Source organism: Streptomyces chumphonensis (assembly GCF_014779715.1).
Classification (GTDB): Bacteria; Actinomycetota; Actinomycetes; order Streptomycetales; family Streptomycetaceae; genus Streptomyces; species Streptomyces chumphonensis.
The window spans coordinates 1-25,228 of record NZ_JACXYU010000008.1 but is presented as its reverse complement, the minus strand read 5'-3'; the positions used below and the strand labels follow the sequence as shown (position 1 = coordinate 25,228).

Below are 25,228 nucleotides of genomic sequence, written 5' to 3'. Positions count from 1 at the left end.
GGAATGGTCACAGTGGGGCCCGTGGGTAGGCGACGACGAGGGTCCGGTGCGGGCGGCGCGGCCGACGCGGCCGGCACCCGCGGGAGCGCGTCGCCGGACGGCGGGGAGGCGGAGTCCCGGCCGCGGGAGTCGCTCGGACGTCGCCTGTCCCTGTGGCTGCCCCCCGTCCTCATCGCCGCCGGCTCCGCCGCGCAGGCCCTCACCCCGGCCGACTTCGTGTTCGCCGCCCTGTTCGCCGCCGCCCCCCTCGTCGCGGCGCCCCTGTACTCGGCCCGCGCCACCGCCATCACCGGCCTGGTGGCGACCCTCGCCCTCGTCTGGCTGCTGCACATCAACGAGGGCATCGACCTCTTCGAGGGCACCCTCCGCGTGGCCACGGTGGCCACTGTCGCGGTCCTCGCGGTGGCCCTCAACCGCGTCGTACGGCGCGGTGAGAGACGTCTGGCGTCGGCCCGCGGCATCGCCGAGGCCGCCCAGCTCGCCCTCCTCCCGCCGCCGGAGCACGAACTCGGCCCCCTGGTGATCGCCGCCCGCTACCAGGCGGCCCGCGAGGACGCGAGCATCGGCGGTGACCTCTACGCCGTGCAGGCCACGCCCCACGGCGTCCGCCTCCTCGTCGGGGACGTGCGCGGCAAGGGCCTGGAGGCGGTCGGCTCGGTCGTCATCGTCCTGGGCGCCTTCCGGGAGGCCGCGGACACGGAGCCGGACCTCGCACAGGTCGCCGTCCGGCTGGACCGGGCCCTGCGCCGGGAAGGCAGACGGCGCACGGGCACCGTCGACTCCGTGGAGGGCTTCACCACGGCCGTGCTGGTCGAGGTGACGGACGACGCGCGGCTGCGCGTCGTCAACTGCGGGCATCCCACGCCGTGGCTCATCCACCCGGACGGGCGGCTGGAGAGTGTGGAGCCCGCCGAACCCGCCCTGCCCCTCGGCCTGGCCTCCCTGCCCGCCGAGGGCCCCCTCCCGCCGCCGGTGGGCCAGGTGCCCTTCCCGGTCGGTGCGACCCTGCTCATGAACACCGACGGACTGACCGAGGCCCGCGACCCCCACGGCGTCTTCTACGACCTCTCCGACCGCTTCGTCGCGCGTGAATGGACGCGCGGCGGGCCGGACGGGCTGCTGGACGCCGTGCTCGCCGACGTCGCCCGGTACACCGGCGGGCCGCCGTCCGACGACCTGGCCCTCCTGGCCGTCACCTACCGTGACGGCGCGGAACGCCTGTGATGACGACTTGGCCACGATCCCCGGCTGTTGGGCAACCTTTTACTCGGCGGTTATGCCCGTTTCTGTCCCCGGGGGCGGCGAAAGTCCTGGCGGGAGCGGTCTCTTGTTGCCGAGAACGCTTGGAATATGTGCCGCGAGTCTATTAACGTTCGATAACGCAGCGCGGTCGTCACTGCCGCCACAGAGGCGGCACCGTGCGCCTTGGCCGAATCCTGACAGTGCATCAACTGGCAACACGGCTGCACCACAACTGCACAACCCGCAGCACCAGATGCACTCAAGGAACCGGGGAACCACTCTTTGGGGTGAATCGGGCATCCGTGCCCGTAGGAGACCTTCCTGCTCCGAACCCGTCAGCTAACCCGGTAGGCGAGAAGGAAGGAAAGGAGAACGCCCCCGTGGCGTCGAGCAGGCATGCCACCGAGACCGCGTACGCAGGCGAAGCCTCGGACGACTTTCAGGTCTTCGGCCCGTCCGTCGAGGACGGCACCACGTTCACCGAGTGGAATCCCACCGAGGACACCGTGCGTCCCGTCCGCGGACGTCACCGCGTCGCCCGGCAGCGTTCCGGCATGGCGCGCAGCAGCGCCGTCCTGGGAGTCGGCATGGTCGCCGCCATCGGCGCCGGCGGCATCGCCACCGCCGGTCCCAAGACCAGCGCTCCGCTGACCATGCCCGACCTCTCCGGCCTCACCGACGACATACCCGGAGCCGAAGCCTTCCTCCCGGAGGACGACCTCTCCGAGGCCGCCCCGGCCGCAGCGCCGCTCACCCAGGCCACGCTCACCGCCGCCGACGTCGAGAACGGCCACACCGACGCCGGCGAGGCGCTGCGTGCCCGCATCCTCGCCCAGGCCGACCACCAGCAGTCCGCCGCCGACGCCACGGCCCGTCAGGAAGCCGTCGCCGCCGCCGCGAAGGCCGCCGCCTCCGAGGCCGAGAAGAAGGCCGAAGCCGAGGCGAAGGCAGAGGCGGAGGCAGAGGCAGAGCGTGAGCGCAAGGCCGAGGAGGAGCGCAAGCGCAAGGCGGAGGAGGAGCGGCTGCGCAAGCTCGCCGCGAGCTACGCCCTTCCCCTGGCGAACTTCCAGCTCACCTCGAGCTACGGCGAGTCCGGCAGCATGTGGTCCAACAACCACACCGGCCAGGACTTCGCCGCCCCCAGCGGCACGCCCGTCAAGGCCGTGCACAGCGGCACCATCAAGGAGGCCGGCTGGGCCGGCTCCTACGGGTACCGCATCGTGCTCGAACTCGAGGACGGCACCGAGATCTGGTACTGCCACCTGTCGTCGATGACACGCACCAGCGGCGAGGTCACCACGGGCGACACCATCGGCCGCGTCGGTTCCACCGGCAACTCCTCCGGCCCCCACCTCCACCTGGAAGTGCGTCCCGGCGGCACCGACACCGTCGACCCCCTGGCCTGGCTGCGCGGCAAGGGCCTCAGCATCTGAGGTCGCGCGGCGCGGGTGAACGCCCGGCCCCGCGCGCCCGTACTGCTCGGCACACCCCCCGGCGACGGGGGACACCCCACTCCGACGGCCCTGGCGGACCACCCCCCGACGCCAGGGCCGTCGGCCTGTCCGGAAGCCCGACCGGGCGGCCTCACCGCTCCGGGACGATGACGTCCACGAGTGATCCGACGAGGTCGTCCAGCGGGCTCTCGGCCGCGTCCAGTACGCCGGGCAGCGTGAGGTACTCCACCAGGAGCCCGGTCATCGCCAGGTAGAGCATCACGACCGTCGACCGGTCGCCGGGGAAGCCGCCCTCCACGTGCGCCCGGACGTTCTCCTCCAGGTTCGCCCGGTAGTGCTCGGTGAACACCTCGCGCAGCTCCGGGCGCCGCGTGGCCTCCAGGCGCAGTTCCAGCATGGCCAGGAAGCCGTTGCGGTCCGACCGGGCCCGCTCCACGATGTCGCGCATCAGCACGGCGTCCAGTGCCTTGGAGGGCGGTCGGCTCATGCGCTCCGCGAGGTACTCGGGGTCGGGGGTGAGGCGGACGAACAGGTGCTGCCCGGCCTGCCGCAGCAACGTGTCCCGGTCGGCGAAGTAGTTGGACGCCGTCCCCTTCGGCACGCCGGCCCGCTCGTCCACCGCCCGGAACGTCAGCCCGCGCGCTCCCTCCTCGGCCAGCACGTCGATGGCGGCGTGCAGCAACGCCGCGCGCCGTTCCGGGTTCGTGCGCACCACGGCGGTCCTCCTCGGGAAATCCACTTGCTGAACCACTACAGGCATACCACTATAAACGCAGTGATTCACTCTGCTCCATCCCGCTCACCGAGGAGACCTCATGCGCGCACTCACCTACTACGTCGGTCTCTCCCTCGACGGATTCATCGCCGGACCCGGTGACGAGGTCGACTTCTACCCCCTCGCCGACGACCACATCGCCCACATGGACGCGGAGTACCCGGAAGTGCTCCCCACCCACGTCCGCGCCTCCCTCGGCACCGCGGACCGCCCGAACCGGCACTTCGACACCATCGTCATGGGCCGCCGCACCTACGAGCCCGCCCTCCGGGAGGGCATCACCGACCCCTACGCCCACCTGCGCACCTACGTGTGCAGCCGGACGCTCCCCGACTCCCCCGACCCGGCCGTCACGATCACCGACGAGGACCCCGTCGCCCTGGTGCGCCGACTCAAGGCGGAGGACGGCCCGCTGGGCGTCTACCTGGCCGGGGGTGGCCGCCTCGCGGGAGCCCTCCTCCCGGAGATCGACCGGCTGATCGTGAAGAAATACCCCGTCGTGGCCGGTTCGGGTGTCCCCGCGTTCACCACCGCGTTCAGCCCCACCGCGTTCACGCTCACCGACAGTCGCACCTTCTCCAACGGCTGCACCGTCCTCACACTCGACCGCGCCTGACCCCTGCCGGGCCGTGCCGCGGGGGCGGGCCCGGACCGGCCACCGGGTGTGGACGCCCCGAGAAACCACCGTCCACGCCGGGGGTTTGCCCCATGGCGGCGCCCGCACGGCCGCGGCTAGCGTCGACGACGCGTCGGCGTCCGGCCCGGCCTGCCCGACGCTCCGCACCCGTACGGTGACCTATCGATCAAGGGGGAGTTCCATGCCTCAGCGGCTTCGCGGCCTCGGCGTCCTCATCGCGGCCGGTCTCGCCACCGGTGGCCTCACGGCCTGCGGCCTCGTGCAGGGCGAGACCTTCGAGGACGAGGCCGCGCTGTCCGGAAGGATCACCTCGGTACGGATCGACAACGACGCGGGCAGCGTCACGGTGAACGGCACCGACGACGGCAGGCTCACCGTCCACCGCGAGATCGAGTACCGCGGCGACGAGCCGGACGGGGCCACCCATCGGATCGAGGACGGCGAGCTGTACCTCGGAGGGTGCGGAAACCGCTGCTCGGTGCGGTACACCGTCGACGTACCCACGGGCGTGCCCGTGCGCGGCGAGGTGTCCAGCGGCACGATCCACGTGGCCGACGTGGGCGCCGTGAACGTCACGACGGACTCCGGCCGCATCGAGCTGAGCCGGGTGACCGGCCCGGTGCAGGTGCGGACGTCCAACGGGCGCATCACCGGGGAGGACATCGAAGGACCCCGCATCGCGGTGGAAACCTCCAACGGGGACATCACCCTCACCTCCCGCTCCGCGTCGGACGTCCGCGCCAAGACGTCCAACGGAGACGTCACGGTGACCGTGCCGGAGGCCGACTACCGGGTGACCGTCCGAACGAGCAACGGCGACACGGACATCCAGGTGCCCGACGACCCGTCCGCGGCCCACCGGCTCGACCTGAGCACCAGCAGCGGCGACATCAGCGTGCTCCGTGCCCCGGAAGCGTGGCGATGACGGCGGCTCGGCGGCCGAGCGGGCCGCAGGGCCCGACCGCAGGGCCCCCGCACCTCAGACGCGCGCCAACTCCGCAGCTCCGAAGGACACGTTGAACCGGTCGCACCAGATGCTGACGCTGCTGTAGGCGTCCAGATCCGCATCGGCGGGGAGCGTGTAGTTCTGGTTCCCCTTGTTGCCCTTCAGCTTCCCCAGGTCCAGGTACGCGCCGTCGTCGAAGACGCCCCAGCCCTCCTCGCCGGGCAGCACCTCGGCGTCGGTGATCCACACCTTCAGGTCCGGACCGTTGCTGGTGTCGAGCCCCTCCAGACGCAGGACACGTTCACCGTCACCCAGGTCCACGATCTTCACCGTGCCCTCGGTGGCGTGCTCGTGGGTGATGAACCGCCCTTCGGCCAACGTCATCGGACCCGCCGGCTCCTGCGGCTCCTCCGCGGCGTCCGGCTCTTCGGCAGCCCCCGGCTTCTCCGACTCCACGACCACCGGATCGGAGGACGGCAGCGCCTCGTTCACCGTCTCGTCCGTCCACAGCTTCCACGGCTGGAACAGGTACAGCCCCACCGCCGCCACCGCGAGGCCCAGCACCAGCCCGCCCGCGACGACCGGTCTGCGCAACCACCCCATGTCGCATCCCTCCCTGAAGATGTCCGTGCCCCGGCAACGCCGACGCCGCCCTCGAAGTTCCCCGCGCGACCGTGCCGCCCGTCGGCCCGCTAGGCCAGCGGATTGCCCACCACGAAGCCCTCCTCGACGAGCAGCACGGACGCGACGCCACACAGCCGGTGGTCGGCCGCCACCCGCCGCACCCACTCCTCGGGCGAGGCCCCGAGCACCTCCCGAAGCCGAGGCGAGGCCGCCAGGAGCCCGCTCATCACCCGCCGCTGCTCCCCGGCCTCCCGAGGCGCACCCCCGTCCCCGGCCAGCAGCCCCCGCGAGGACACGTAGACGTGCGCGCCACACCTGGACCCCAGCACCGGAAACCGGTCACGGGGCAGCTCCACCCTCCGGTAGTTGACGCGTTCCGAAGCGTCGACGACGCCCAACTGTCCCTCGTCCAGCCACAGCAGGACGACGTCCGCCACCCGGTCCGCCGCCGGGAACGGGGAGTACGCCACGTACCCGGCCACGCTGACGTGCCCGGAGTGGCCCACCGCCAGACCCCCCACCCGGACGGGCACCATCGGCACCGTCCCGGAGACCCCGCCCAACGCGAACTTGTGCCGCAACTGGGCCGGTGCCGCGTTCGACCCCACCGCCAGCACCGGAACCCTGCCCTCCGCGACGAACGCGTCCTCCTCCACGCGTCCGAGCGGCAGCAACTCGTCCCCGCACAACACCACCGGCTCCGTCACCGACCGCCCCGGATACACCAGCGGATCCAGCAACGGAACCCCACCGAACCCCAACTCCTCCAACCCCCGCCCGCTCACCCGGACCTCCACTCACCGCCGCCGTCGAAGGGCATGGCCCGCGCTCGGCCAGGCCCTACCCTGTACGACCGCAGCCAACACCCCAGCGCGTCCATCCGGTCAGGAACTTTCACCGAGGGCAATCTCGTACACGAGCTCGCACCGAACTGCGGGCATCACCATGTCAGCTGTCTCAACCGACCGAGCGTCCTCGCAATCGGTCGACGCCTTTAGGTGTGATATATGGGTGGCGATCAATTTCGAGCCGACGTGTATCGCACGCCTTACTTGTTCTGGCTTCTTTCTCGATGAAGATCCCAGTGCTTGGTCAGCCACTCTATGTGGATCGGATCGAGCGGCGCGTAAAGCGACTGGCCGTGGAGACGCGCGTATGAGGGGTAGGTGGCGGTAAGTGGCGCAACGTCAATTACCTGCTTCCCCGGATGCACGGTGAGTTCTCCAAGGTCAAAGAGCCTGTGAATATCGCGTCGCAACAAGAGGCCACCACGTTCGTGATGTTGGCCTACGGCGGCGTAGCTGTAGAGGTGTGCGGCCTCTAGCGCAGGTATGGGTGTGGGGCCGCTGAAGGCACATACCGCCCCATGGAGTTCCAATAGTCGACGTCGGAAGGTTGCTTGGCCGATACGGGCGCGTACAGTCCTTTCTTTGTGGCCGCCGACTACGTGGTCTCTCACCGAGTTCAGGATGGGCGTGGCAAGTACTCCTGCCTTGGCCGTGATAGCCGCAGTGAAGGCGGCCCAATCGAGGAGACGAAAACTATGCTGAGACTTGGGGTTCACGCATAGGTTTCTTAGCTCGCTGCCCGACAAGCATCCTGGTAGCTCCAGCCAGCCGGTGTCGTGGCGAGATCGGAAGGTTTGAACCTCTTTCTCGTGAACGGTCGGCTGGTCGAACTCGCTTTTACACCTGTAGCACGTGTACTTGGGTCTCTTGGTTTGGCGTGTTTGAATTCCGTTGCCTTTGGAGCAGTAAGGGCATCGATAAACGAACTTGACTTCGGTGTCTCTGGTGATCTCTTCGATCACGGAGAGGCCGATGAGTTCCTTCTTGTTCCATAGGACGATGATGTCCCCAACCTGGACGTTGCCATGGTGAGGTACGGTGTCGTCCCAGCTGTAATAGACGTCAGGGACGTCGTCATACCCGTCGTTGCCGCCGTGCCGTCTTCTCTCAGTGACGGTCAGTGCGAGCCATGCCCTGGTCTCCGACATCGCGTCCTCCACTCCACAAAACCGTGATCGTGCTGCTTAACGTCATATGCTGGTCGGTGCGCGTTGTTTAGCTGAAGCTCGCGCCTGCGAAGCCTTCAGCTGCGTTTCCTCCTACCCATGGCGGGGATAACCGGCTCAGCGCCAGCCGGTGTGGGGGAGGGGGTAGGGGCGGGGGGAGGCGGTTTGGGTGGGCGGGCTGGAGAGGGAGCGGCGCGTCAGGGTGTGGTGGAGGAGCTCGGCCTCGCGGGAGGCGAAGTCGTCCGGGGGTTCCGTGCGCTCGGCGCGGGCGCGGAGGAGGGCGAGGGACGTCAGCGCGGCGTGGTACTCGGAGACGGTGCGGGCGGCGGTGGGGCCGTGGGCGCGTCGGGCGCGGCGGCGGGCCTGGGCGCGGGCGTGCATGGAGCCCAGGGTCCAGGGTTCGGCGGGGTGGAGCCAGCCCTGTTCGGCGTAGGCGTGGAGGGTCTCGCGGACGGTGCGCAGGTCGCGGCCCCGGTACCAGACGGTGAGCCAGATGAGCGTGCCCAGGACGGGCAGCATGAAGAGGGCGTAGACGAGGAGGAAGTGCAGGCCGTTGGTGGAGGCCGAGCCGTTCCACAGGGCGTGCAGCAGCATCGACGTCAGCAGTCCGACGACCGGCAGGAGGACGCGAAGGGTCCGGCGATGGGTGGCGAGGGCGGCCGCGACGCCGAACCCGAGGCCCGTCAGCGCGGTGAAGAGGGGGTGTGCGAAGGGGGACATGACGATGCGGACGAAGAAGGTCTGGGCGGTGGTGGCGGCGAACCCGTCGTCGGAGTAGAGCTGGTCGCCGGCGTAGGCGGTGCCGAGGTAGAGGATGTTCTCGGTGAACGCGAAGCCGGTGGCGGTGACGCCCGCCGTGACGATGCCGTCGATGACGCCGCTGAAGAACCGGCGGCGGTGGAGGAAGAGCAGGAGGACGGCGGCGGCCTTGGCCAGCTCCTCGACCACGGGGGCGACGACGGTGGCGCCCAGGGTGTCGACGTCTCCGTCCGCGATGACGCTGGTGGCCAGCCATTCGGCTGTGAAGGTGTTGGCGATGACGGCGACGAGGGTGGCGGCGCAGGCGCCCCAGGCGAACGCGAAGGCGAGGGTGCGCCAGGGCGCTGGGTCGACGCTGTCGACCCAGCGGAACGCCGCGATCAGCAGCGGCACCGGCAGGATCGACAGCATGATGCCGATGAGGAAGCCCTCGCTGCCCGTCTGCTCGCGGACCAGGGCCAGAATGACCAGCCCGCACAGCGCCAGCAGGATGGCGATCGTGACCGCGCGCAGGACGCGGCTGTGCCACCACGGCGCGCGGCGCGGGGCGTACTGCCACTGGGCGGGGGTCGCAGGAGCCGCCGGGGACGCGAGGGTGGTCGCGGCCGGGGGCGTGCGCGGGGGTGGCGGGACGTCTCCGGGGGCGTGTGGGTGCACTCGCTCGACCTTAGTCGACCGTTCGGGGGACGCGTGGGGCGTTATCGCCGTCGGAAGAGGAGGTCGCGAACGGTGTGGCCCTTGTCCAGGCCCTGGCCCTCGAAGCGGGTCAGGGGCCTGATGGCGGGGCGGGGGGCGTAGCCGCCGTCGGGGCGGGTGTTCTCGAACGCCGGGTGCGCGGTGAGGACGTCGAGCATCTGCTCCGCGTAGGGCTCCCAGTCCGTCGCGCAGTGCACGAGGGCTCCGGGCGCGAGGGGGACGGCGGCGAGGTCGAGGAAGTGCGGCTGGACGATGCGGCGCTTGTGGTGACGCTTCTTGGGCCACGGGTCGGGGAAGTAGACGCGCAGCCCCGCCAGCGAGGCGGGGGGAAGCATCTTCTCCAGCAGGATGACGGCGTCGCCGTTGGCCACCCGGATGTTGCCGAGGCCGTCGCGTTCCGCGAGGCGCAGGAGGTTGCCCTGACCCGGGGTGTGGACGTCGGCGGCGAGGAGGCCCGTGCCGGGCTCGGCGGCCGCCATGCGGGCGGTGGCCTCACCCATGCCGAAGCCGATCTCGAGGACGACGGGGGCGGTCGGGGGCAGGGTGTCGAAGAGTGTGGGCAGGTCCAGGACGCGTTGCCCGTCGATGTCCAGCCCCCAGCGGGGCCACAGGCGGGTGAGCGCGTCGCGCTGGGCCTGGGTGACGCGGCTGCGGCGGGGCTGGAAGCTGCGGATGCGCCGGTCGTGGTGGGCGCCCGCCGGGTCGGCGGCGGGCCCGGTGCCGGGCTCGAACATGGGGGCGCGGCGGTTGTCGGGCGGGCGGGGTGCGGCGTTCTCGGACACAGTACGCACGATTTTACCGGCGGCTTGGCACGGCCCGCCGGGCGACGTCACCCCGCGAGCGTGGCGAGTCCGGCGAGGACACGGCCGGCGATCTCCCGGCCGATCGGCAGGGACGCGGTGGCCGCGGGAGAGGGTGCGTTGAGGACGTGCACGGTGTGCGGGGCCTCGTCGATGAGGAAGTCGTCGACGAGTGTGCCGTCCCGCAGGACGGCCTGGGCGCGCACGCCGGCGGGTGCCGGCCGCAGGTCCTCCTCGGTGATCTCCGGCAGGAGGCGCCGGACGGCCGTGGTGAAGGCCGCCTTCGACAGGGAGCGGTGCAGTTCGCCCGAGCCGTAGCGCCAGTGGCGGCGGGCGATGCGCCAGGAGCCGGGCCAGGCGAGGGTGGCGGCCAGCTCGCGGGGGTGCGCGGTGCGCCAGTCGTACCCCTCGCGGGCGAGCGCGGGCACGGCGTTGGGGCCGATGTGGACGCCGCCGTCGATGCCGCGGGTGAGGTGGACGCCGAGGAAGGGGAACGCCGGGTCCGGCACCGGGTAGACGAGGCCACGCACGAGATCGGCGCTGGAGGGGACGAGCTCGTAGTACTCGCCGCGGAAGGGGACGATGCGGGCCGGTGGCGCGTCGCCGGCGAGGCGGGCGACGGAGTCGCTGTGCAGGCCCGCGCAGTTGACCAGGGCACGTGCGCGCAGGACGGCACCGGAGGCGGTGCGGACGGCGACGCCGACGCCGTCCCGCCGGTCGATCGCCGTCACGCGGGAGGCGTAGCGGACCTCGGCACCGGCGTCGCAGGCGAGCCGGGCCAAGGCGGCGGCGACCGCCGGGTAGTCGCAGATGCCCGTCGTGGCGACGTGGATGGCGGCCTGCCCGGTGACGTGCGGCTCGCGCTCGGTGATCTGCGCGGGACCCAGCTCGCGCAGCGGGATGCCGTTCTCCCGCCCGCGCTGGGCGAGGGCGTGCAGACGGGGCAGCTCGTCCCGTTCGGTGGCGACGATCAACTTTCCCGTCACCTCGTGCGGAATGTCGTGCTCCGCACAGAACTTGACCATTTCCGCCGCGCCCTGCGCCGCGAACCGCGCCTTCAGCGAACCGGGGCGGTAGTAGATCCCGCTGTGGATCACACCGCTGTTCCGCCCGGTCTGGTGCAGGGCGGGGCGCGCCTCCTTCTCCAGCACGACGACGCGGACGCCGGGCCGGGCGCGGGTGAGGGCGTAGGCCGTGGAGAGGCCGACGATCCCGCCGCCGACCACCAGGACGTCGCAGTCGTACCGGCGGGGGCGGGCGGTCGGCTTGTCGTCGTTCTCGGACACCACGTCTTCCATCATGCTGGTCGGCACTGACACTGTGCAGCGGCACCCGTCACGCCCGAGCCCACCGCCTGGGCGGCGGGGGGCTCGCCGGACGTGTGCGCGGGCCGCCGCATCACCGCGATCCCTTCCCGCTTTGCACGCGTCTCACGCCGGTGCCGCCAGCAGTGGACGGGCCCGCTCGCGGAATTCGACGACGCGCGGGTTGTCGCCGTACGGCTCCATCCGGTGCAGCAGGTCCCTGACGTACTCGGTCGTGCGGGCGGAGGATATGCGGCCGGCGACCTCCACCGCGCGGGTGCCGGCCGCGCAGGCCGCGTCCAGGTTGCCCGACTCCAGTTCGGCCACGGCCGAGACGAGCAGCCGCAGCCCGTGCGAGCGGACGAACTCCTCCGTCGGCCTCGACAGGGCCTGTTCGGTGAAGCGCCGCACCTGGCGCGGCGCGCGCAGGTCGCGGTAGCACTCGGCCGCGTCGGCGGCGAGGCGGTCGGCCGAGTAGAAGTCGAGCCATGACGGGTCGGGGTCGCCGTCGCGGGAGCGCTCGAGCCGGCTCTCGGCGGCGGAGAGGGCGGCGGCGCAGGCGGGGGCGTCGTCGGCCTTGGCATGGGCGCGGGCCTCCACCAGGTGGAAGAAGCTCATCACCCGGTCCGTGGCGACGGAGCGGTTGCGTTCGAGCGCGGCCTGCGCCAGGTCCACCCCCTCGTCGGCGAAGCCCCGGTACGTCGCCTGGAGGGACATGGAGGCCAGGACGTAGCCGCCGAGCGGGACGTCGGCGGCGGCGCGGGCGAGACGCAGGGCCTGGATGTAGTAGCGCTGGGCGGCCTCCTGCTGCCCGGTGTCGAAGGCCATCCAGCCGGCGAGCCGGGTCAGCTCGGCCGTCGCCCCGAAGAGCGAGCGCCCGACCTCGTCGGAGTAGGCGCCGAGGAGCAGCGGTGTCGCGTCCACGCGCAGGCACTCGGGGACCATCGACGAACGCCAGTCGCCCCCTCCGTACTTGGAGTCCCAGCGGCGGGCCTCCTCGGCCGCCTCGCGCAGCTTCGCGACGTCGCTGTGGCCGACCCGGACCAGCTCGGAGCCGGGCGGACCGCTCCGCCGCGGCCCGTTCGGGGCGGCCCTGGCCTCCCGGGCGACCGAGCTGTCCGCCGGGTTGATCAGCCAGCGGGAGGCCGGGGTGGCGTAGGCGCTGACCGCGAAGGAACCGGCCAGCGACTGCCAGACGCTGCCGTTGCCCCGACGACCGGCGAGATCCAGCCGGTAGAGGTCCGTGGCCGACTTCACGGCCGCACCGACGTCCCGGGGGAAGGCCAGCCCGATCTCCGGCGCCGGATCGGCGTCGGCGAGCCCGATCTCGTGCAGCGGCACCGGCCGCCCGAGTTTGCTGCCGATCGCCGCGGCGATCAGGTGGGGCGCGGCGCCCTGAGGCACCATTCCCTTCGACACCCACCGCGCCACCGACGTCTTGTCGTACCGCAGCGACAGACCGCGTTGCGCGCCGAGATCGTTGACCCGGCGCGCGAGTCCGGCGTTGCTGATTCCCGCGAGGGCGAGAACGGTTCCGAGCTTCTCGTTCGGTCCGCGTGGCTCCCTGGACATGCGCGCACCCCTGACACAACGACGCCCGCCCCGCCGCACGCGGAACATGCTCGGGGCATTCGTGAACCCAGAGTAGTTCGCCGGATCCCTACCGTTAAGGGGTGGCATCCCCGTTGGCGGGATTCCTCCCCGTACAGGAGTGCGTTCGTGATATTGACCGTTGCGTGACACGACGTGCGACCGTGACGGCGCCGTCTCGTCGGTCGAGAGCCCCGGCCGTGTGGCCGTGCGCCCGGCCGTGCGCTCTGTGCCGGGCGGGGGCCCGGCGTTTGGATGGGTTCTGCGTGGGTCGGCCTGCTGGACGCGCACCAGTGGGCTGGGGGAATGCCGCCACCTTGCTCCCCGCGGGTGGCGGCCCGGTCCGGGAGGAATCCATGCCTCCCGGACCGCCGGTGTGTTCAGAACCGTGCGCGCACGCGGACGTCGGGGTGGTCCGTCCGGTCCATGTACCTGGCATATACGTTGCGTTGTGTGAAGCGCGGAATCTGGGACAAGTGCCTTCTGCGCAAGCCAAGTTGGCTTGAAATCGCGGTTTGAGGAGACCCTTCGGCGGGATCACGGCAGCCGAACACGTCCACAACCGAGCCCCCTTACCACCGCCCACCCCGCCTCCGCGTGGCAGCATGGGGCCAGGCGAGAGCCGAAACAGGAGGTGCGGGCCGACAGTTGCGTGCCCGCGGTACACACGGAGGGGCGTCGGCACGGGGCATTCCGGAACGCCGGCCGTCCTCGGCCGTGCGGGCCGGCGAGCGCCTCCGGGCGGACCGGGCGTGGACCCCGTGGCAGACGGCCCATGGGCGAAAGGCGGCGACGATGCGGTGGTTGGTGGGGTGGAGCAGCACCGCAGCGGGCCGGGCGAGCATGCCGGGACTCTCCCCGAGCACCCTTCACCCCGTCGGAGGGCAGGAACTGTGGGGCGGTGACGACCCGCTGTGGGCCGTCGGCGACTGGCGGCCCGACGAGGTCCGCGTCGTCGACGCCGGGTCCGGCACGCGACTCGCCGTCTTCGGCTGCTGCGGGGCGCGTGACGCCGAACTGCGCGCCGGTCTTCTGGCCGCGCGCGGCGGCGCGCTCCGTCAGCTCACCGCCTGGCCCGGCTCCTACACCGCCGTGGTCCGCATCGGCCGCCGCGTGGCCGTCACCACGGACCTCGCCGGCGCCCGGCCCGTCTTCCACACGCCGTTCGCCGGGGGCACCGCCTACGCGACGGCCGCCCTCACCCTCGCCGACCTCGTCGAGGCACAGCTCGACGTCGACCACCTCGGCGCCCTGCTCGCCGCTCCCGACGCCCCCGAAGCGCTCGGCGACTCGACTCCCTACACCGGCGTCCACCGCGTCCCGCCCGGACACGCCCTGATTCTGCGCGAGGGCGGCAGCCGGGAGGTCACCGGCTACGAGCCCGCCGTGCCGACGGTCGTCGCCGCGCTGCCCGTCGACGCCGACGAGGCGGTCGGCGGCGTCCGCGACGCTCTCGTCGAGGCTGTCCGGGTGCGCCTGGCCGCCCCGCGCCACGTGCCGGCCACGGCCTTCGACGCGAACGACACCCCCGGTGACGGCGCCCGACGGCGCCCGCACCCCGACCGCGATCCCGGCCCCGTACCCGGCATGGGCCCCGGCGAGCGCCGCCCCCGGCGCGGCGGCACGGCCCCCGGCCTCGGCGCCGACCTGTCCGGCGGAGCCGCCTCGGCCACGCTGGCCCTCCTCGCCGCAGGGCTGCCCGGCATCCCCGGCACCGTCGCCGGCACCCCCGGCACCGCCGCGGGTCAACGTCTCCTCGCCGTCACGTTCAACGACCTCACCGCCATCGACGAGGCCGCCCGCTCCGGCGAGCTCGAACGCGCCCGCGCCGTGGCCGACGACCCCCGGCTGCACCACGTGGTCGTCCCCGGCGCCGAAGAGGCACTGCCCTATGCCGGACTGCACGACGTCTTCGGACTCCCGCTCCCCGACGAGCCCGGCCCTTCCCTCGTCGACCTCGCCCGCCACCGCCTCCGACTGACGTCCGCCAGCGCCGACCAGCTCACCGGCTACGGCGCCCGGCAGGTGCTCGACGCGCACCCCGCCCGTCTCGCCGACCTCCTCCTCGACCGCCGCCGACGCCACCTCCTGCGCCCGGCCGCCGCGCTGGCCGTCGCGGAAGGAGCTCCGCGCGGCCGTTCGGTCCTCGTGCCGCTCGCCGTCTACCGCGCCGCCCGCCGACTCGCGCGCACCTCCCAGCGGGACGGCGTCCTCACGGCCGCGCGCCGACTCCGCGAACGGGACGTCGCCGTCTACGACACGAACGGCGAACCGGGTGGGGCCCTCCACGCCTCGCTGGCCGCCCTCACCTGGTGCCGTCCCGGCCCCGCCGCCCGGTGGATGACCGGCGAGGCGCTGGCCGAGGTCTCGGTTCGCCTGGAGGCCGCGGCCCTCCGTGCGAGTGGCGCACCCGGCGGACGCCCCGGCGTCGCCCGCGCCCGGGACGCCCTCGCCCGACAGGCCGCGGACTACCGGGTGCTCGAACAGATCGCCGCCGCCACGGGTCAACGCCTGCACGCCCCCTTCCTCGACAACCAGGTCGTCCGCGCCGCCCGGGCACTCCCCGAAGCCCTGCGCGTCCGCCCGGGCGCCCGGGCCGCCGTCCTGCGCACCGTCCTCGCCGGAGCCGGCGTCGCCGAACTGCCCCCCGGCTGGGGCGCCACGTCCCACACCGCCCATGTCCACGCCGTCCGACGCGGACTGCGCACGCACGCCGACGACCTGCTGGACCTCTTCGACGACTCCTACCTCGTGCGCGCCGGACTCCTCGACGCCAGGGTCGTCCGGGGCGCGCTGCACTCCGCCGTGCAGGGCGACGAACTGCCCCTGGACGGCATCGCGGAACTCGTCTCCGCCGAACTCTGGCTCAAGCGGCTCATGGAACGTCGCGGCACCACCTGGACCGGCAGCGTCGCACCCCGTCGTCGCGCCGTCTCCCGGGGCGTGCCCTCCCGGCCCCTGGCCGTCTCACCCTGAACCACACCGGTGGCCGACCCCCGCGCGCCGCCCACCGGTTCCGTCAGCGGCAGGAGACCACGGACTGCGCCCAGTCCGCCTGCGCCACGTGACCGTACGGGCCGACCGGCTCCACGGTCAGGCGCAACGTCTCCACCCCGGGCACCGGAACGTCCACACGTACCGGCGGCTCGCCGCCGCTCACCACGCCGGACCGCCACAGCTCCCGTCCGTCACCGGAGACGACGAAGCGCACCGCGCCCAGCCCCATCGTCAGGTCGTCAACCCCGGCCAGCGCCTGGTACCCGACGCACGCCCCGCCCAGGCGGACGAGGACGGAGGAGGGGGCCTGGACGGTGATGCCGTGGGCGTAGCGTCGTTCGGCGATGCGCAGGCCGGAACGCGGCCACACCGGGCTGCTCCGCGCCAGGAGCAGGGCCGGATGCTCGGGAGCGGAGGTGCCGCTCAGAACGTCGTACGGCAAGTCCGCCAGGGGGTAGCCGGCGGGGGCGGGCGACGGCGAGGGTCTCGGGGACGGGCTCTGCCGCGTCGGAACGGGTTCCGGCGAGGGAGGCGGTGGCGCCACCGTGCGGGATGGTCGAGGGCTGGGCTCAGGGTCGGGCGGTGGCGGCACCGGAACGGCGACGGGATCCGGCTCGGGCTCCGGCTCCGGGACGTCCGGGGGCGCGGGTTCGGGCGTCCGGAGGGGTGTGCTGGGCGCGGCCGAGGGCGCGGCCTGCGGGGGCGGCGGCTCGGCCTGCCGTGGGCTGCCGGCGAGCGCGAGCACCAAGGCGGCGGCCGCGGCGGCGGCCGCCAGCGCCCCCGCTGCGATCCCGGCCTTCGCCGGAGCGCCCAGCCCCTCGGCCACGGCACCGCCGGCCCCGGCCGAGCCACCCGAGCCCGCGACACCGCCGGCCGCTGCGGCACTGCCCGCCGCCGCGACGGCTCCCGCACCGCCCATCGCCCCGGAGGCCGCCTTGACGGCATAGGAGGCGGCGAACCAGCCGATGACGGCCACCGGCAGCAGCGCCCGCAACCGCGTGTTGACGTCGCCCACCTCCAACGCGGCCGTGCGGCAGCGGGCGCACTCCTCCAGATGCCGGCGCAGCCCGCGCTCGGCCCGGGTGCGCAGACCGCCCCGGGTGAACGCGCCGATCCGGTCGGCATAGCGGGCGCACTCCGCGTCCGCGGTGAGCGACCGGCTGACGTGTGCCTGGAGGTACGCCTGCTTGAGCCCCTCCCGCGCCCGGTGGGCGAGGACCGCCGTCGCGTTGGCGGACAGCCCGAGCAGAGGCGCCACCTCGCTCGGAGGGGACTCCTCGACCGTGGTGTGCCACAACACCGTCTGCCATCGCTCGGGCAGGGTGCGGAACGCCTGCACGACCATGGAGTGTTCGGCCTCGTGCATCGCCTGGACCTCGGCACCGAACGTGAGCGTCTCGTCCGCCGCAGCGCCCCGCCCGCCGGCCGCCGCCACGGAGAACGCCGCGAAGTCCTCGACGAGATGCTCACGCCGCGTCGTGCGCGCCCAGGCCGCCGCAGCGTGCCGGACGGAGGCGAGCAGGTACGCGCGGAGGGCCGTGTGCGGCCCGCTGCCCCGCCGGACCGCTTGGAGCGTCCGCGCGAAGACCTCGTTGGTGAGGTCATCCGCCGTGTCCGCGTCCCGGCAGCAGCTCCGCGCGTAGCGTCGCACGGCGTCCGCATGGCGGCGGTAGACCTCGTCGTACGCGGCGGTGTCCCCGTCGCGCATGCGGGTCACCAGCTCGTCGTCCCCCACCGGCTCCGCGAGGGCTCGTCGCACACTCCCTTCTCCGCCCACGTCGTCCTCGAAGGCGCGCCCGCCCGCCGAGCCGCCCGACGGCCCGCCACCGGGCGGCTCGGCGGCGCTGTCCGAGCGCGGGCCTTCGCCGCCCGGCACCGGGCCGCTGCGCGTGCGCTGCCGCGGCATCCTGGGGGGCACCGGGGCGCCGGCGTCCTTGCGGTGCCGGCCTCTCCGGGCTGACGCCCCACCCTGGCCAGGGACCTGTGGACCCCGGGAGTCGCCTGCCTCGGGCGCGGGCTGCCGGCCGTTCCCCTCCTGACCGCCGGAGCCCTGCTCTGCTTCGCCCCGCCCCTCACTGCCCATCGCGGAAGCTCCCGTACGCCCTGACCCAGCTCGACACCGGGTCAGCCTGGCACGCCGGAGGACCCCAGAGGCTGCTCCGAACGGGGAATCACCCGACCGGGGCCTTCTCGCACAGGGGAGCCTTGCCGCCTCACCCGATCAGGTGAGGCGTGGTGCGGGCGTGGAGGGCCCCCGTCCGTCTCCACGCCCACCGTTCCGGACCAGCGACGGCTGGCGGTAGCCCACGGCAGGCCCTCGGCCCCGGGGTCAGGCACTCGGACGGGACCGCAGGCCTTCCAGCAGGATGTCCAGCAGCCGATCGGATGCCTGCCGCTGCTGATCGGCGTCCGGCAGGGCGGGCGCCGCCGTGGCGATGACGAGCAGCATGTCGGCCACCGTCACATCGGCTCGGAGCTCGCCCGCTTCGCGGGCCCGGCGCACCAGCTCGCCCACGACGCTGAGCAGTTCCAGCGAACCGCTCGCCTCGGCGATGGGCTCGTCGGCCTCGCGTATGTGCCTGTCGCCCGTGAGGGCCAGGGACGGCTCGCCGCCCTGGACGGCCGATAGGTGCCGACGCTGCTGGGGCACGCGGGGCTCGTCCTGTACCTCGTCCGCCCCCGGAGACGGGTTCGGCGCGGCGGCGAGCCCCGTGCGAGCGCCCCCGTCCGCCCCGGCGCCTGCTCCGACGGACTCGTCGACCGAGCTGGAACCGAGGGCCGGCTCGACCCCGACCCGGAGTATCTCCGGAGGCAGCAGACGCCCGGCGCCGGACGCCGCCGACGTCCGCAAGAACCGTGCCAACGCCGGCCAGGGCTCCCCCTCATGGCGCAGCGCCGTCCTCGCCTGCTCGGTCAGTCGTGCGGTCTCCTCGTCGGCGATCCGCCGGACCAGGACGTGCTTGCTCGGGAACCGACGGTAGACCGTGCCCACCCCGACCCGGGCGCGGCGCGCCACGTCCTCCATGGGAGCGCCGTAGCCCAGCTCGCCGAAGACCTCCCGCGCGGCCCGGAGCACGTGCTCCAGGTTCCGTTGGGCGTCGACCCGCAGGGGAGCCGCCCGGCCAGCTCCCTCGGGGGCGCCGGGCGACGCGTCGGAGTCGGGGTCGTGGGCACCGGGCTCCGTCGCGACGCCGTCGAGGTGCCTGGTCCCTCCCATACCGCTCGCCTCGCTCCTGTCCCCGGCCGGCACGACGGCCATGGCTCCTCGCGCCGCGCGTGAGGCGTCAGCGCTTCGGGCGCCCCGCTCCGCGGCAGTGTCCTGGGCGCCCTCGGCGCCGTCACCGCTGTGCACACCGTGGACGCCGTGCACGTCCTGGACGCTGTGCATACCTTGAATACGCATATGTCTTCCCCCCGGAAAATATGAAGTCTCCCCCCGGAGACTCCCCGCCTGCTTGCCGGGTTCAGTCACTCCCCGTGGCAGCCCGGCTCTCTAAGAACATAGTTGAGCCCAGGTCAATACAGAAGAGGGCACCTCCTCGCCCACCCGCTCATTCGGATGACCCCCTCCACGCGCCCGCGTCGGCCCCCCGCGTAACCGCGTGAGAACCCCCGGTGACCTGGCTTTCTCCCACCTCCATGGGGCCTGCTGCCGGCTGGTGACCCATGCGTCCACTCGTCGTACAAATCACGCAGCCCTGTGGACAAACGCAGCTCGGCAGGTGCGTCATGGACGGGTGACGCATGGACAGGGGCCCCAGGTGGCGAAGGAACCGGTGCGCATTCTGGTGATCGGCGGCGGATACGTCGGCATGTACACCGCGCTGCGCCTGCAGAAGAAGTTGAAGATTGAACTGAAGAGGGCGCGGGAGGGCAAGGGCGGCGTGGAGATCGCCGTCGTCAGCCCCGAGCCCTACATGACGTACCAGCCCTTCCTGCCCGAGGCCGGCGCCGGCTCCATCTCCCCCCGCCACGTCGTCGTCCCCCTCCGCCGGGTCCTGCGGGACTGCCGCATCATCGTCGGGGAGGCCCGGCAGATCGAGCACGCCGATCGCGTCGCGACCGTCGAGACCGCCGCGACCGGCGAGGAAGGCGGCGGTCCGCTCCGCCTGCACTACGACGAACTCGTCCTCGCCCCCGGCTCCGTCTCCCGCGCGCTGCCCGTCCCCGGCCTGGCGGACGTCGGTATCGGCTTCAAGACCGTCGAAGAGGCCATCGGCCTGCGCAACCACGTCCTCGAGCAGCTGGACATCGCTTCCTCGACCCGGGACCCCGAGATCCGGGACGCCGCGCTGACCTTCGTCTTCGTGGGCGGCGGCTACGCCGGCGTGGAGGCGCTGGCCGAACTGGAGGACATGGCCCGCTACGCCTGCCGGTACTACCACAACCTCCGGCCTGAGGAACTCAAGTGGATCCTGGTCGAGGCCACCGGCCGCATCCTCCCGGAAGTGGGGGACGAGATGGGCGGGTACGCGGTGCGGGAGCTACGCGCCCGAGCGATCGACGTCCGGCTCGACACCCGGCTGGAGAGCTGCGAGAACCGTGTCGCCGTCCTCAGCGACGGCTCCCGTCACCCCTGCCGCACGCTCGTGTGGACGGCGGGCGTCAAGCCTCACCCGATCGTGTCCGCCACGGATCTGCCCCGCACCGAGCGGGGACGCCTCAGCTGCACCGCGACGCTCCAGGTGGAAGGCGCCGAACACGCCTGGGCAGCCGGAGACGCCGCCGCCGTCCCCGACCTCACGGCGGAGGAACCCGGTGTCGAGTGCGCTCCCAACGCCCAGCACGCCGTACGCCAGGCCCGCGTCCTGGCCGACAACATCGTCGCCGTCCTGCACGGCCGGCCGCAGACCGCCTACCGTCACGCCTACGCCGGTTCCGTCGCCTCCCTGGGGCTGCACAAAGGCGTGGCGCGCGTATACGGTCGCAGGCTCAAGGGGTATCCCGCCTGGTTCATGCACCGCGTCTACCACCTCAGCCGCGTCCCGACGTTCAACCGGAAGGCGCGCGTCCTGGCCGAATGGACGCTCGCCGGCTTCTTCAAGAGGGAGATCGTCTCCCTCGGCTCTCTGGAACATCCCCGTGCAGAGTTCGAGATCGCCGCTGGTGACGGGCACCGCCCCGGCAAGCCGTGACGGATGTCAGTGCCGTCGACCACACTGGGCATGTGACGATGGGTGGGTCCACGACATCATTGCGTGACCACGACGAGCTCCGTCCGGAGCGTCCTGATCACCGGCCCACCCGTCCCCGACCCGCATCGAACCCCCTCCACCCGTCCGACCACGGAACAACCCGGACGGCCGGCCGCTCGGCCCGTTGCCCAACCGTCCGCACCCGTACGACCCGTCTCAGCAGAATCGGATCTGAACCGCAGTGAACTTCACGCGCTGGAGCGCCCGACTGCCCGGCACGCCGCGACGCTCCGCCGTCGCGCGCGCCGCACGGTCCGCCGACTCCGTGCCCGCCTCCGGCCGCCCCGGTCGCGAGGTGCCGTCCGCCCGCGGCGAGCTCACGGACCCCGACCCTGACGCGCCCGCCGACGGCCCGGCCGTGGGTCCCCTCGACGCACTGTCCGTGCACGACCTCCTGGGCCAGGTGCCCGCTCTCGTCGCCCTCGTCCAGGGCGCCGATCACCGCATCGGCTACGTCAACGCCGCCTACGTTCGGGCCTTCGGGGAGCGGCCTCGCGGCGAGAGGGCCAAGGAAGCGCTGCCCGAGCTCGTCGAACTCGGCCTGCTGCCCCTGATGGACCAGGTGCTGCGGAGCGGGAAGCCGCGCACCGTCAAGTCGCGGCGCGTTCCGGCACGCGCGGGAAAGCACAGCTTCTACACGTTCACCTGTACCCCGGTCGAACTCGCGCACGGAGCAGGCGGGCGCGAGGGGCGCGGAGTGCTCGTCTTCGCAACCGATGTCACCGATCAGGTGGAATCCGCAGAACGGCTGCGGGCCAGCGAGGCCAGGCAGCGCGAGGCGGCCGTCACCCTCCAGCGGAGCCTGCTGCCCCAGGAGCTGGAGCAGCCCGACGACCTCCGCGTCGCCGCCACCTATCGGCCCGGCGGCACCGAGGCCGCCGTCGGAGGCGACTGGTACGACGTCATCACCCTCGGCGGCGGCCGTACCGCTCTCGTCATCGGGGACGTGATGGGGCGTGGGGTCCGGGCCGCCGCCGTGATGGGTCAGCTGCGCACCGCCGTCCGCGCCTACGCCCGGCTCGACCTCCCGCCCCACGAGGTGATGCAACTGCTGGACGGGCTGGCCGCCGACATCGATGCCGGGCAGATCGCGACCTGCCTCTACGCCGTACACGATCCGGGCGAGGAGCTCCTCACCTATGCGTCCGCCGGTCACCTGCCCGTTCTCGTCCGTGACGCCGACGGGCACGTCCACAGTGCCCACGAGCCGACGGGCCCGCCGCTGGGCACCGAGGGCTGGCAGCACACCTCGGCCACCATGCCATTCCCCGCGGGTGCCACAGCCGTCCTCTACACCGACGGTCTCGTCGAGCGCCGCGACGCCGACATCGACGTCGGCGTCGCGGCGCTCGAACGCGCCTTCGCCGGAGCGACCGGATCGCCAGAGATCATCTGCGACCGGCTGCTGCGGGCTCTCGGCATCACGGCCGAGCACGACGACGACGTCGCCCTGCTCGTCTTCCAGAATCCCCGCCGCGACGGCCAACACGCCGAGCTCTTCCGCAACGCCGCACTCGACCTGCTCGGAGGCGTGGAGGCGGCCCCGCGTGCCCGCGCCTTCGCCTCGGGGGTTCTGACCTCCTGGCGCTTCCCGCGCGAGCTGCACGACCTCGGCGTCCTGGCCGCGAGCGAACTCGTCGCCAACTCCCTGCAGCACGGTGTTCCGCCCATGCGGCTACGCCTGCGGCGCACCGATCGCCGGCTCGTCGTCGAGGTCACCGACGGGGACGACCACCTTCCCCGTCGCCGACAGGCCGAGCCCGTCGACGAGACCGGGCGCGGCATCTCCATCGTCGCCACGATCGCCGCCTCCTGGGGCGCCCGCCTCACGCCGGGGGGCGGGAAGGCGGTCTGGTGCGAGTTCACGCTGCCCACCGTCGAGTCGGTGGCCACCGCGTCCTGACCGGACGTCGGGTCACACGGTGACGCCGACCGGCTGACCGGCGGGGCCCGGCCCACCGGGCTGCGGGGACCGCAGCACGACCTGCGTGACCCGCAGCGCCGGGTCGTCCTGTACCGGCGTCAGCCGCCGACCCAGGCGGAGTGCCAGCAGCGCGATGCCCAGGGAGCACATCACCAGCAGGGCGATGTAGGCCGGGTAGGCCCCTTGAGCTGCCATAAGCCCACCCACCGCGGGACCGACTGCCACGCCCAGCTGCTTGACCAGCGCGAACGCCGAGTTGTACCGACCGACCATCGGCTGCGGTGCGAGGTCGGCAACGAGCGGTGCCACCGTGGGCGACAGCATGGCCTCGCCCAGGCCGAACAACGCGTACGTGCTGATGAACAACGTGACGGCCAGCGCGGGAGTCTGGGGCACGAGCCCGGAGGCCCCGGCGGACAGCCACGCCACCGCCCACACCACGCCGACGAGGGCTACGACCCGGCTGCGTCGGCGCCCGTGAACCATCCGCAGCACGACGAACTGGGCCAGCATGATCACTACGGTGTTGGCGAAGAGGGCGAGGCCCAGCGTGGACGTCGAGATGCCGGTGACCTCGACGCCGTAGGCCGCCAGCCCCGACTCGAACTGGCCGTAGCAGGTGAAGAACAGCACGAAGCCCAGGACGCCCAACAGCACCATCGCCCGGTCCTCGAGCAGAGCGCGCCACCCCGACGCGGCAGGAGCCTGCCCGTCTGCCGTGGGGGGATCGCCCAAGACCGGCGCACGCGGTACCCGAACGGTCCACAGGACGCCGCCCAGCACCAGGAACATCACGGCCTGAATGCTGAAGAGCAGGGTGAAGCTGGCCGGGGCGTGCTCGTCGACGATCAGCCCGCCCAACAGCCCGCCGGCTCCCATGCCGAGGTTGATGAGGAAGAACTGCGTAGCGAAGGCCCGCGACCGGGTCTCCGTGGTGGAGCACCAGACGATCATCGTGGCCAGTGCGGGCTGGAGTACCGCGACGCCCGCACCCAGGACGGCCGCGGCGGTGAGCACCGTCGCCGCCTGTTCCGTCAGTCCGAACCCCGAGGCCCCGACGGCTGCGGCCCCCGTGCCCGTGAGGGCGACGGGCAGTGGCCCCCGCCGGTCGATCACCCTGCCCACCAACGGCAGCACCAGCAGTGCCGCCGCGGCGAAGACCGCGAGCACGGCGCCGGCCATGGAGGGGCCGAGCTCGCGCACATCGGCCACGTAGATGAAGAGGTACGGCACGGTGAATCCGCTGCCGAACGCGCTCAGCGCGTTCCCGAGCTGAATCCGGCGCAGCGTCGCGCCCGTCGCGGTGGTCACGCTCACCTTCCCAAGGTCGTCGAGTGGTCGGGGGCGCGTCCTCGGGAGGTGAGGACGTCACACACCAGGCAGCCCCGGTCGGCGGTGAGACCGAGCGGAGCTGAGGGTTGAAGAATTCGAAGCTAAAGAGTACATAGGTCAAGCCTTCGACGCTAATCGATTGCGTGGCATACTCGACCCCATGCCCGACCTTCCGCCGCTCGACGAACAGATCGCCATCTATCAGCGCGAGTTCCGTGACCTGGACCCGCAGGTGGAGCGCGTGGTCAACGCCCTGTGCCGGCTCGATCGGCGGCTGAGCGTCGCGTACGACCGTCAGTTGGCGACCCTCGGGCTCAACAGCGCGGAGTGGGAGGTCCTGAAGGAGCTCGTCATGGCCGGCCGGCCGTACCAGCTGTGGCCGGGGACCCTCGCCAAGCGCCTGGGCCTCACTCCGGCGGCGATGACCCATCGCGTCGACCGCATGGTGGCGACAGGCCTCGTCACCCGGGAACGCGACGAGGAGAACCGTGTCCGCGTCATCATCGGACTGACGGACGAAGGGCGCGAGAAGTGGCTACAGGTCATGCGCCAGGCGACCTCCTTCGAGGAGGAGCTGCTCGAGGACCTCTCCGGCCCGGAACGCTCCCACCTGGGGGACCTCCTCACTCGGCTGTTGGAACGGCTCGAGACGCGATTGTCCTGAGGCGAGTTGACACCGGCATGGCCGCTCCGTACAGTTCTGCGGGTTGTCAACGGCCACTGCGGTCGACGGACAGCACTTCTGCCACTCGGTGGCGACCACTACCCAGCACGGTGAACCCTCATCCGGGGTCTGTTTCGGCATGCCGGAATATCCCTGGATCCGCTCGATTTTGAGCGGTGCGGGAAATCCTCTAAAGTAGCGGTCACGCCGGAAGGCGGGCCCCGCCGACAGGGGAATTCGGATGCGAATCCGGCCGGAAACGGCAAGGACGAAGA

The 25,228-nt window shown here is 72.4% G+C and carries 19 protein-coding genes and 1 riboswitch; of the genes, 8 read left to right on the top strand and 11 right to left on the bottom strand.

What is annotated here, in order from left to right:
- Nucleotides 1–21: 21 nt before the first annotated feature.
- Together IF129_RS16080 and IF129_RS16075 are read left to right on the top strand one after the other, a co-directional pair.
- A complete protein-coding gene (locus tag IF129_RS16080) occupies nucleotides 22–1,224 on the top strand; it encodes a PP2C family protein-serine/threonine phosphatase (protein ID WP_318153777.1) in 1,203 nt (400 codons plus the stop codon).
- 255 nt (nucleotides 1,225–1,479) lie between these two features.
- Nucleotides 1,480–1,611, top strand: a riboswitch (cyclic di-AMP (ydaO/yuaA leader).
- An 11-nt stretch (nucleotides 1,612–1,622) separates the two neighbouring features.
- Complete coding sequence (locus tag IF129_RS16075) at nucleotides 1,623–2,675, top strand: M23 family metallopeptidase (RefSeq protein ID WP_191210365.1); 1,053 nt, start codon at nucleotides 1,623–1,625, stop codon at nucleotides 2,673–2,675.
- A gap of 151 nt (nucleotides 2,676–2,826) precedes the next feature.
- Here the strand turns inward: IF129_RS16075 and IF129_RS16070 are convergent, their stop codons facing one another.
- Entirely contained in the window at nucleotides 2,827–3,411 is a 585-nt protein-coding gene (locus tag IF129_RS16070; RefSeq protein WP_318153776.1) for a TetR/AcrR family transcriptional regulator, read from the bottom strand.
- A gap of 100 nt (nucleotides 3,412–3,511) precedes the next feature.
- On the opposite strand from IF129_RS16070, the gene IF129_RS16065 reads away from it, so the two are divergent.
- Together IF129_RS16065 and IF129_RS16060 are read left to right on the top strand one after the other, a co-directional pair.
- Nucleotides 3,512–4,087, top strand: a complete 576-nt coding sequence (locus IF129_RS16065; protein ID WP_191210364.1) for a dihydrofolate reductase family protein — start codon at nucleotides 3,512–3,514, stop codon at nucleotides 4,085–4,087.
- A gap of 202 nt (nucleotides 4,088–4,289) precedes the next feature.
- The gene (locus tag IF129_RS16060) at nucleotides 4,290–5,033 is read left to right on the top strand and encodes a DUF4097 family beta strand repeat-containing protein (protein ID WP_191210363.1); all 744 of its coding nucleotides are present in this window, start codon (nucleotides 4,290–4,292) and stop codon (nucleotides 5,031–5,033) included.
- Nucleotides 5,034–5,087: 54 nt separating this feature from the next.
- Here IF129_RS16060 and IF129_RS16055 read toward each other — a convergent pair whose 3' ends face one another.
- The 7 genes from IF129_RS16055 to IF129_RS16025 all read right to left on the bottom strand — a co-directional run bounded on the left by IF129_RS16055 (nucleotide 5,088) and on the right by IF129_RS16025 (nucleotide 12,823).
- Nucleotides 5,088–5,657 carry a DM13 domain-containing protein gene (locus IF129_RS16055; RefSeq protein ID WP_191210362.1) on the bottom strand — a complete coding sequence of 190 codons (570 nt, stop codon included), beginning with the start codon at nucleotides 5,655–5,657 and terminating at the stop codon, nucleotides 5,088–5,090.
- An 89-nt stretch (nucleotides 5,658–5,746) separates the two neighbouring features.
- Nucleotides 5,747–6,463, bottom strand: a complete 717-nt coding sequence (locus tag IF129_RS16050; RefSeq protein ID WP_191210361.1) for a hypothetical protein — start codon at nucleotides 6,461–6,463, stop codon at nucleotides 5,747–5,749.
- A 263-nt stretch (nucleotides 6,464–6,726) separates the two neighbouring features.
- The gene (locus tag IF129_RS16045; protein WP_191210360.1) at nucleotides 6,727–7,686 is read right to left on the bottom strand and encodes an HNH endonuclease; all 960 of its coding nucleotides are present in this window, start codon (nucleotides 7,684–7,686) and stop codon (nucleotides 6,727–6,729) included.
- 123 nt (nucleotides 7,687–7,809) lie between these two features.
- Nucleotides 7,810–9,108, bottom strand: a complete 1,299-nt coding sequence (locus IF129_RS16040; RefSeq protein ID WP_318153775.1) for a PrsW family intramembrane metalloprotease — start codon at nucleotides 9,106–9,108, stop codon at nucleotides 7,810–7,812.
- 41 nt (nucleotides 9,109–9,149) lie between these two features.
- Nucleotides 9,150–9,941, bottom strand: coding sequence for a tRNA (guanosine(46)-N7)-methyltransferase TrmB (gene trmB, locus IF129_RS16035; RefSeq protein ID WP_381480523.1), 792 nt, complete (start codon nucleotides 9,939–9,941; stop codon nucleotides 9,150–9,152).
- Between the two features lie 35 nt (nucleotides 9,942–9,976).
- Complete coding sequence (gene lhgO, locus IF129_RS16030) at nucleotides 9,977–11,248, bottom strand: L-2-hydroxyglutarate oxidase (protein ID WP_191210531.1); 1,272 nt, start codon at nucleotides 11,246–11,248, stop codon at nucleotides 9,977–9,979.
- A 129-nt stretch (nucleotides 11,249–11,377) separates the two neighbouring features.
- Nucleotides 11,378–12,823 (bottom strand): MFS transporter, encoded by a 1,446-nt coding sequence (locus tag IF129_RS16025; protein ID WP_191210359.1) that lies wholly within the window; start codon nucleotides 12,821–12,823, stop codon nucleotides 11,378–11,380.
- Between the two features lie 813 nt (nucleotides 12,824–13,636).
- Here IF129_RS16025 and IF129_RS16020 point away from each other — a divergent pair.
- The gene (locus IF129_RS16020) at nucleotides 13,637–15,817 is read left to right on the top strand and encodes an asparagine synthase-related protein (RefSeq protein ID WP_191210358.1); all 2,181 of its coding nucleotides are present in this window, start codon (nucleotides 13,637–13,639) and stop codon (nucleotides 15,815–15,817) included.
- Nucleotides 15,818–15,860: 43 nt separating this feature from the next.
- On the opposite strand, the gene IF129_RS16015 is transcribed toward IF129_RS16020, so the two are convergent.
- Both IF129_RS16015 and IF129_RS16010 read right to left on the bottom strand, forming a co-directional pair.
- Nucleotides 15,861–17,756 (bottom strand): sigma-70 family RNA polymerase sigma factor, encoded by a 1,896-nt coding sequence (locus IF129_RS16015; protein ID WP_318153773.1) that lies wholly within the window; start codon nucleotides 17,754–17,756, stop codon nucleotides 15,861–15,863.
- A gap of 411 nt (nucleotides 17,757–18,167) precedes the next feature.
- Nucleotides 18,168–19,055: a TetR/AcrR family transcriptional regulator gene (locus tag IF129_RS16010; protein ID WP_191210530.1), complete on the bottom strand. Its 888-nt coding sequence runs from the start codon at nucleotides 19,053–19,055 to the stop codon at nucleotides 18,168–18,170.
- A 544-nt stretch (nucleotides 19,056–19,599) separates the two neighbouring features.
- On the opposite strand from IF129_RS16010, the gene IF129_RS16005 reads away from it, so the two are divergent.
- Together IF129_RS16005 and IF129_RS16000 are read left to right on the top strand one after the other, a co-directional pair.
- Nucleotides 19,600–20,973 carry an NAD(P)/FAD-dependent oxidoreductase gene (locus IF129_RS16005; protein ID WP_381480512.1) on the top strand — a complete coding sequence of 458 codons (1,374 nt, stop codon included), beginning with the start codon at nucleotides 19,600–19,602 and terminating at the stop codon, nucleotides 20,971–20,973.
- Nucleotides 20,974–21,214: 241 nt separating this feature from the next.
- Nucleotides 21,215–22,936 carry an ATP-binding SpoIIE family protein phosphatase gene (locus tag IF129_RS16000; RefSeq protein WP_191210356.1) on the top strand — a complete coding sequence of 574 codons (1,722 nt, stop codon included), beginning with the start codon at nucleotides 21,215–21,217 and terminating at the stop codon, nucleotides 22,934–22,936.
- A 12-nt stretch (nucleotides 22,937–22,948) separates the two neighbouring features.
- On the opposite strand, the gene IF129_RS15995 is transcribed toward IF129_RS16000, so the two are convergent.
- Nucleotides 22,949–24,268 (bottom strand): MFS transporter, encoded by a 1,320-nt coding sequence (locus IF129_RS15995; protein ID WP_191210355.1) that lies wholly within the window; start codon nucleotides 24,266–24,268, stop codon nucleotides 22,949–22,951.
- Between the two features lie 181 nt (nucleotides 24,269–24,449).
- On the opposite strand from IF129_RS15995, the gene IF129_RS15990 reads away from it, so the two are divergent.
- The gene (locus tag IF129_RS15990) at nucleotides 24,450–24,953 is read left to right on the top strand and encodes a MarR family winged helix-turn-helix transcriptional regulator (RefSeq protein WP_191210354.1); all 504 of its coding nucleotides are present in this window, start codon (nucleotides 24,450–24,452) and stop codon (nucleotides 24,951–24,953) included.
- The last annotated feature ends 275 nt before the right edge of the window (nucleotides 24,954–25,228 follow it).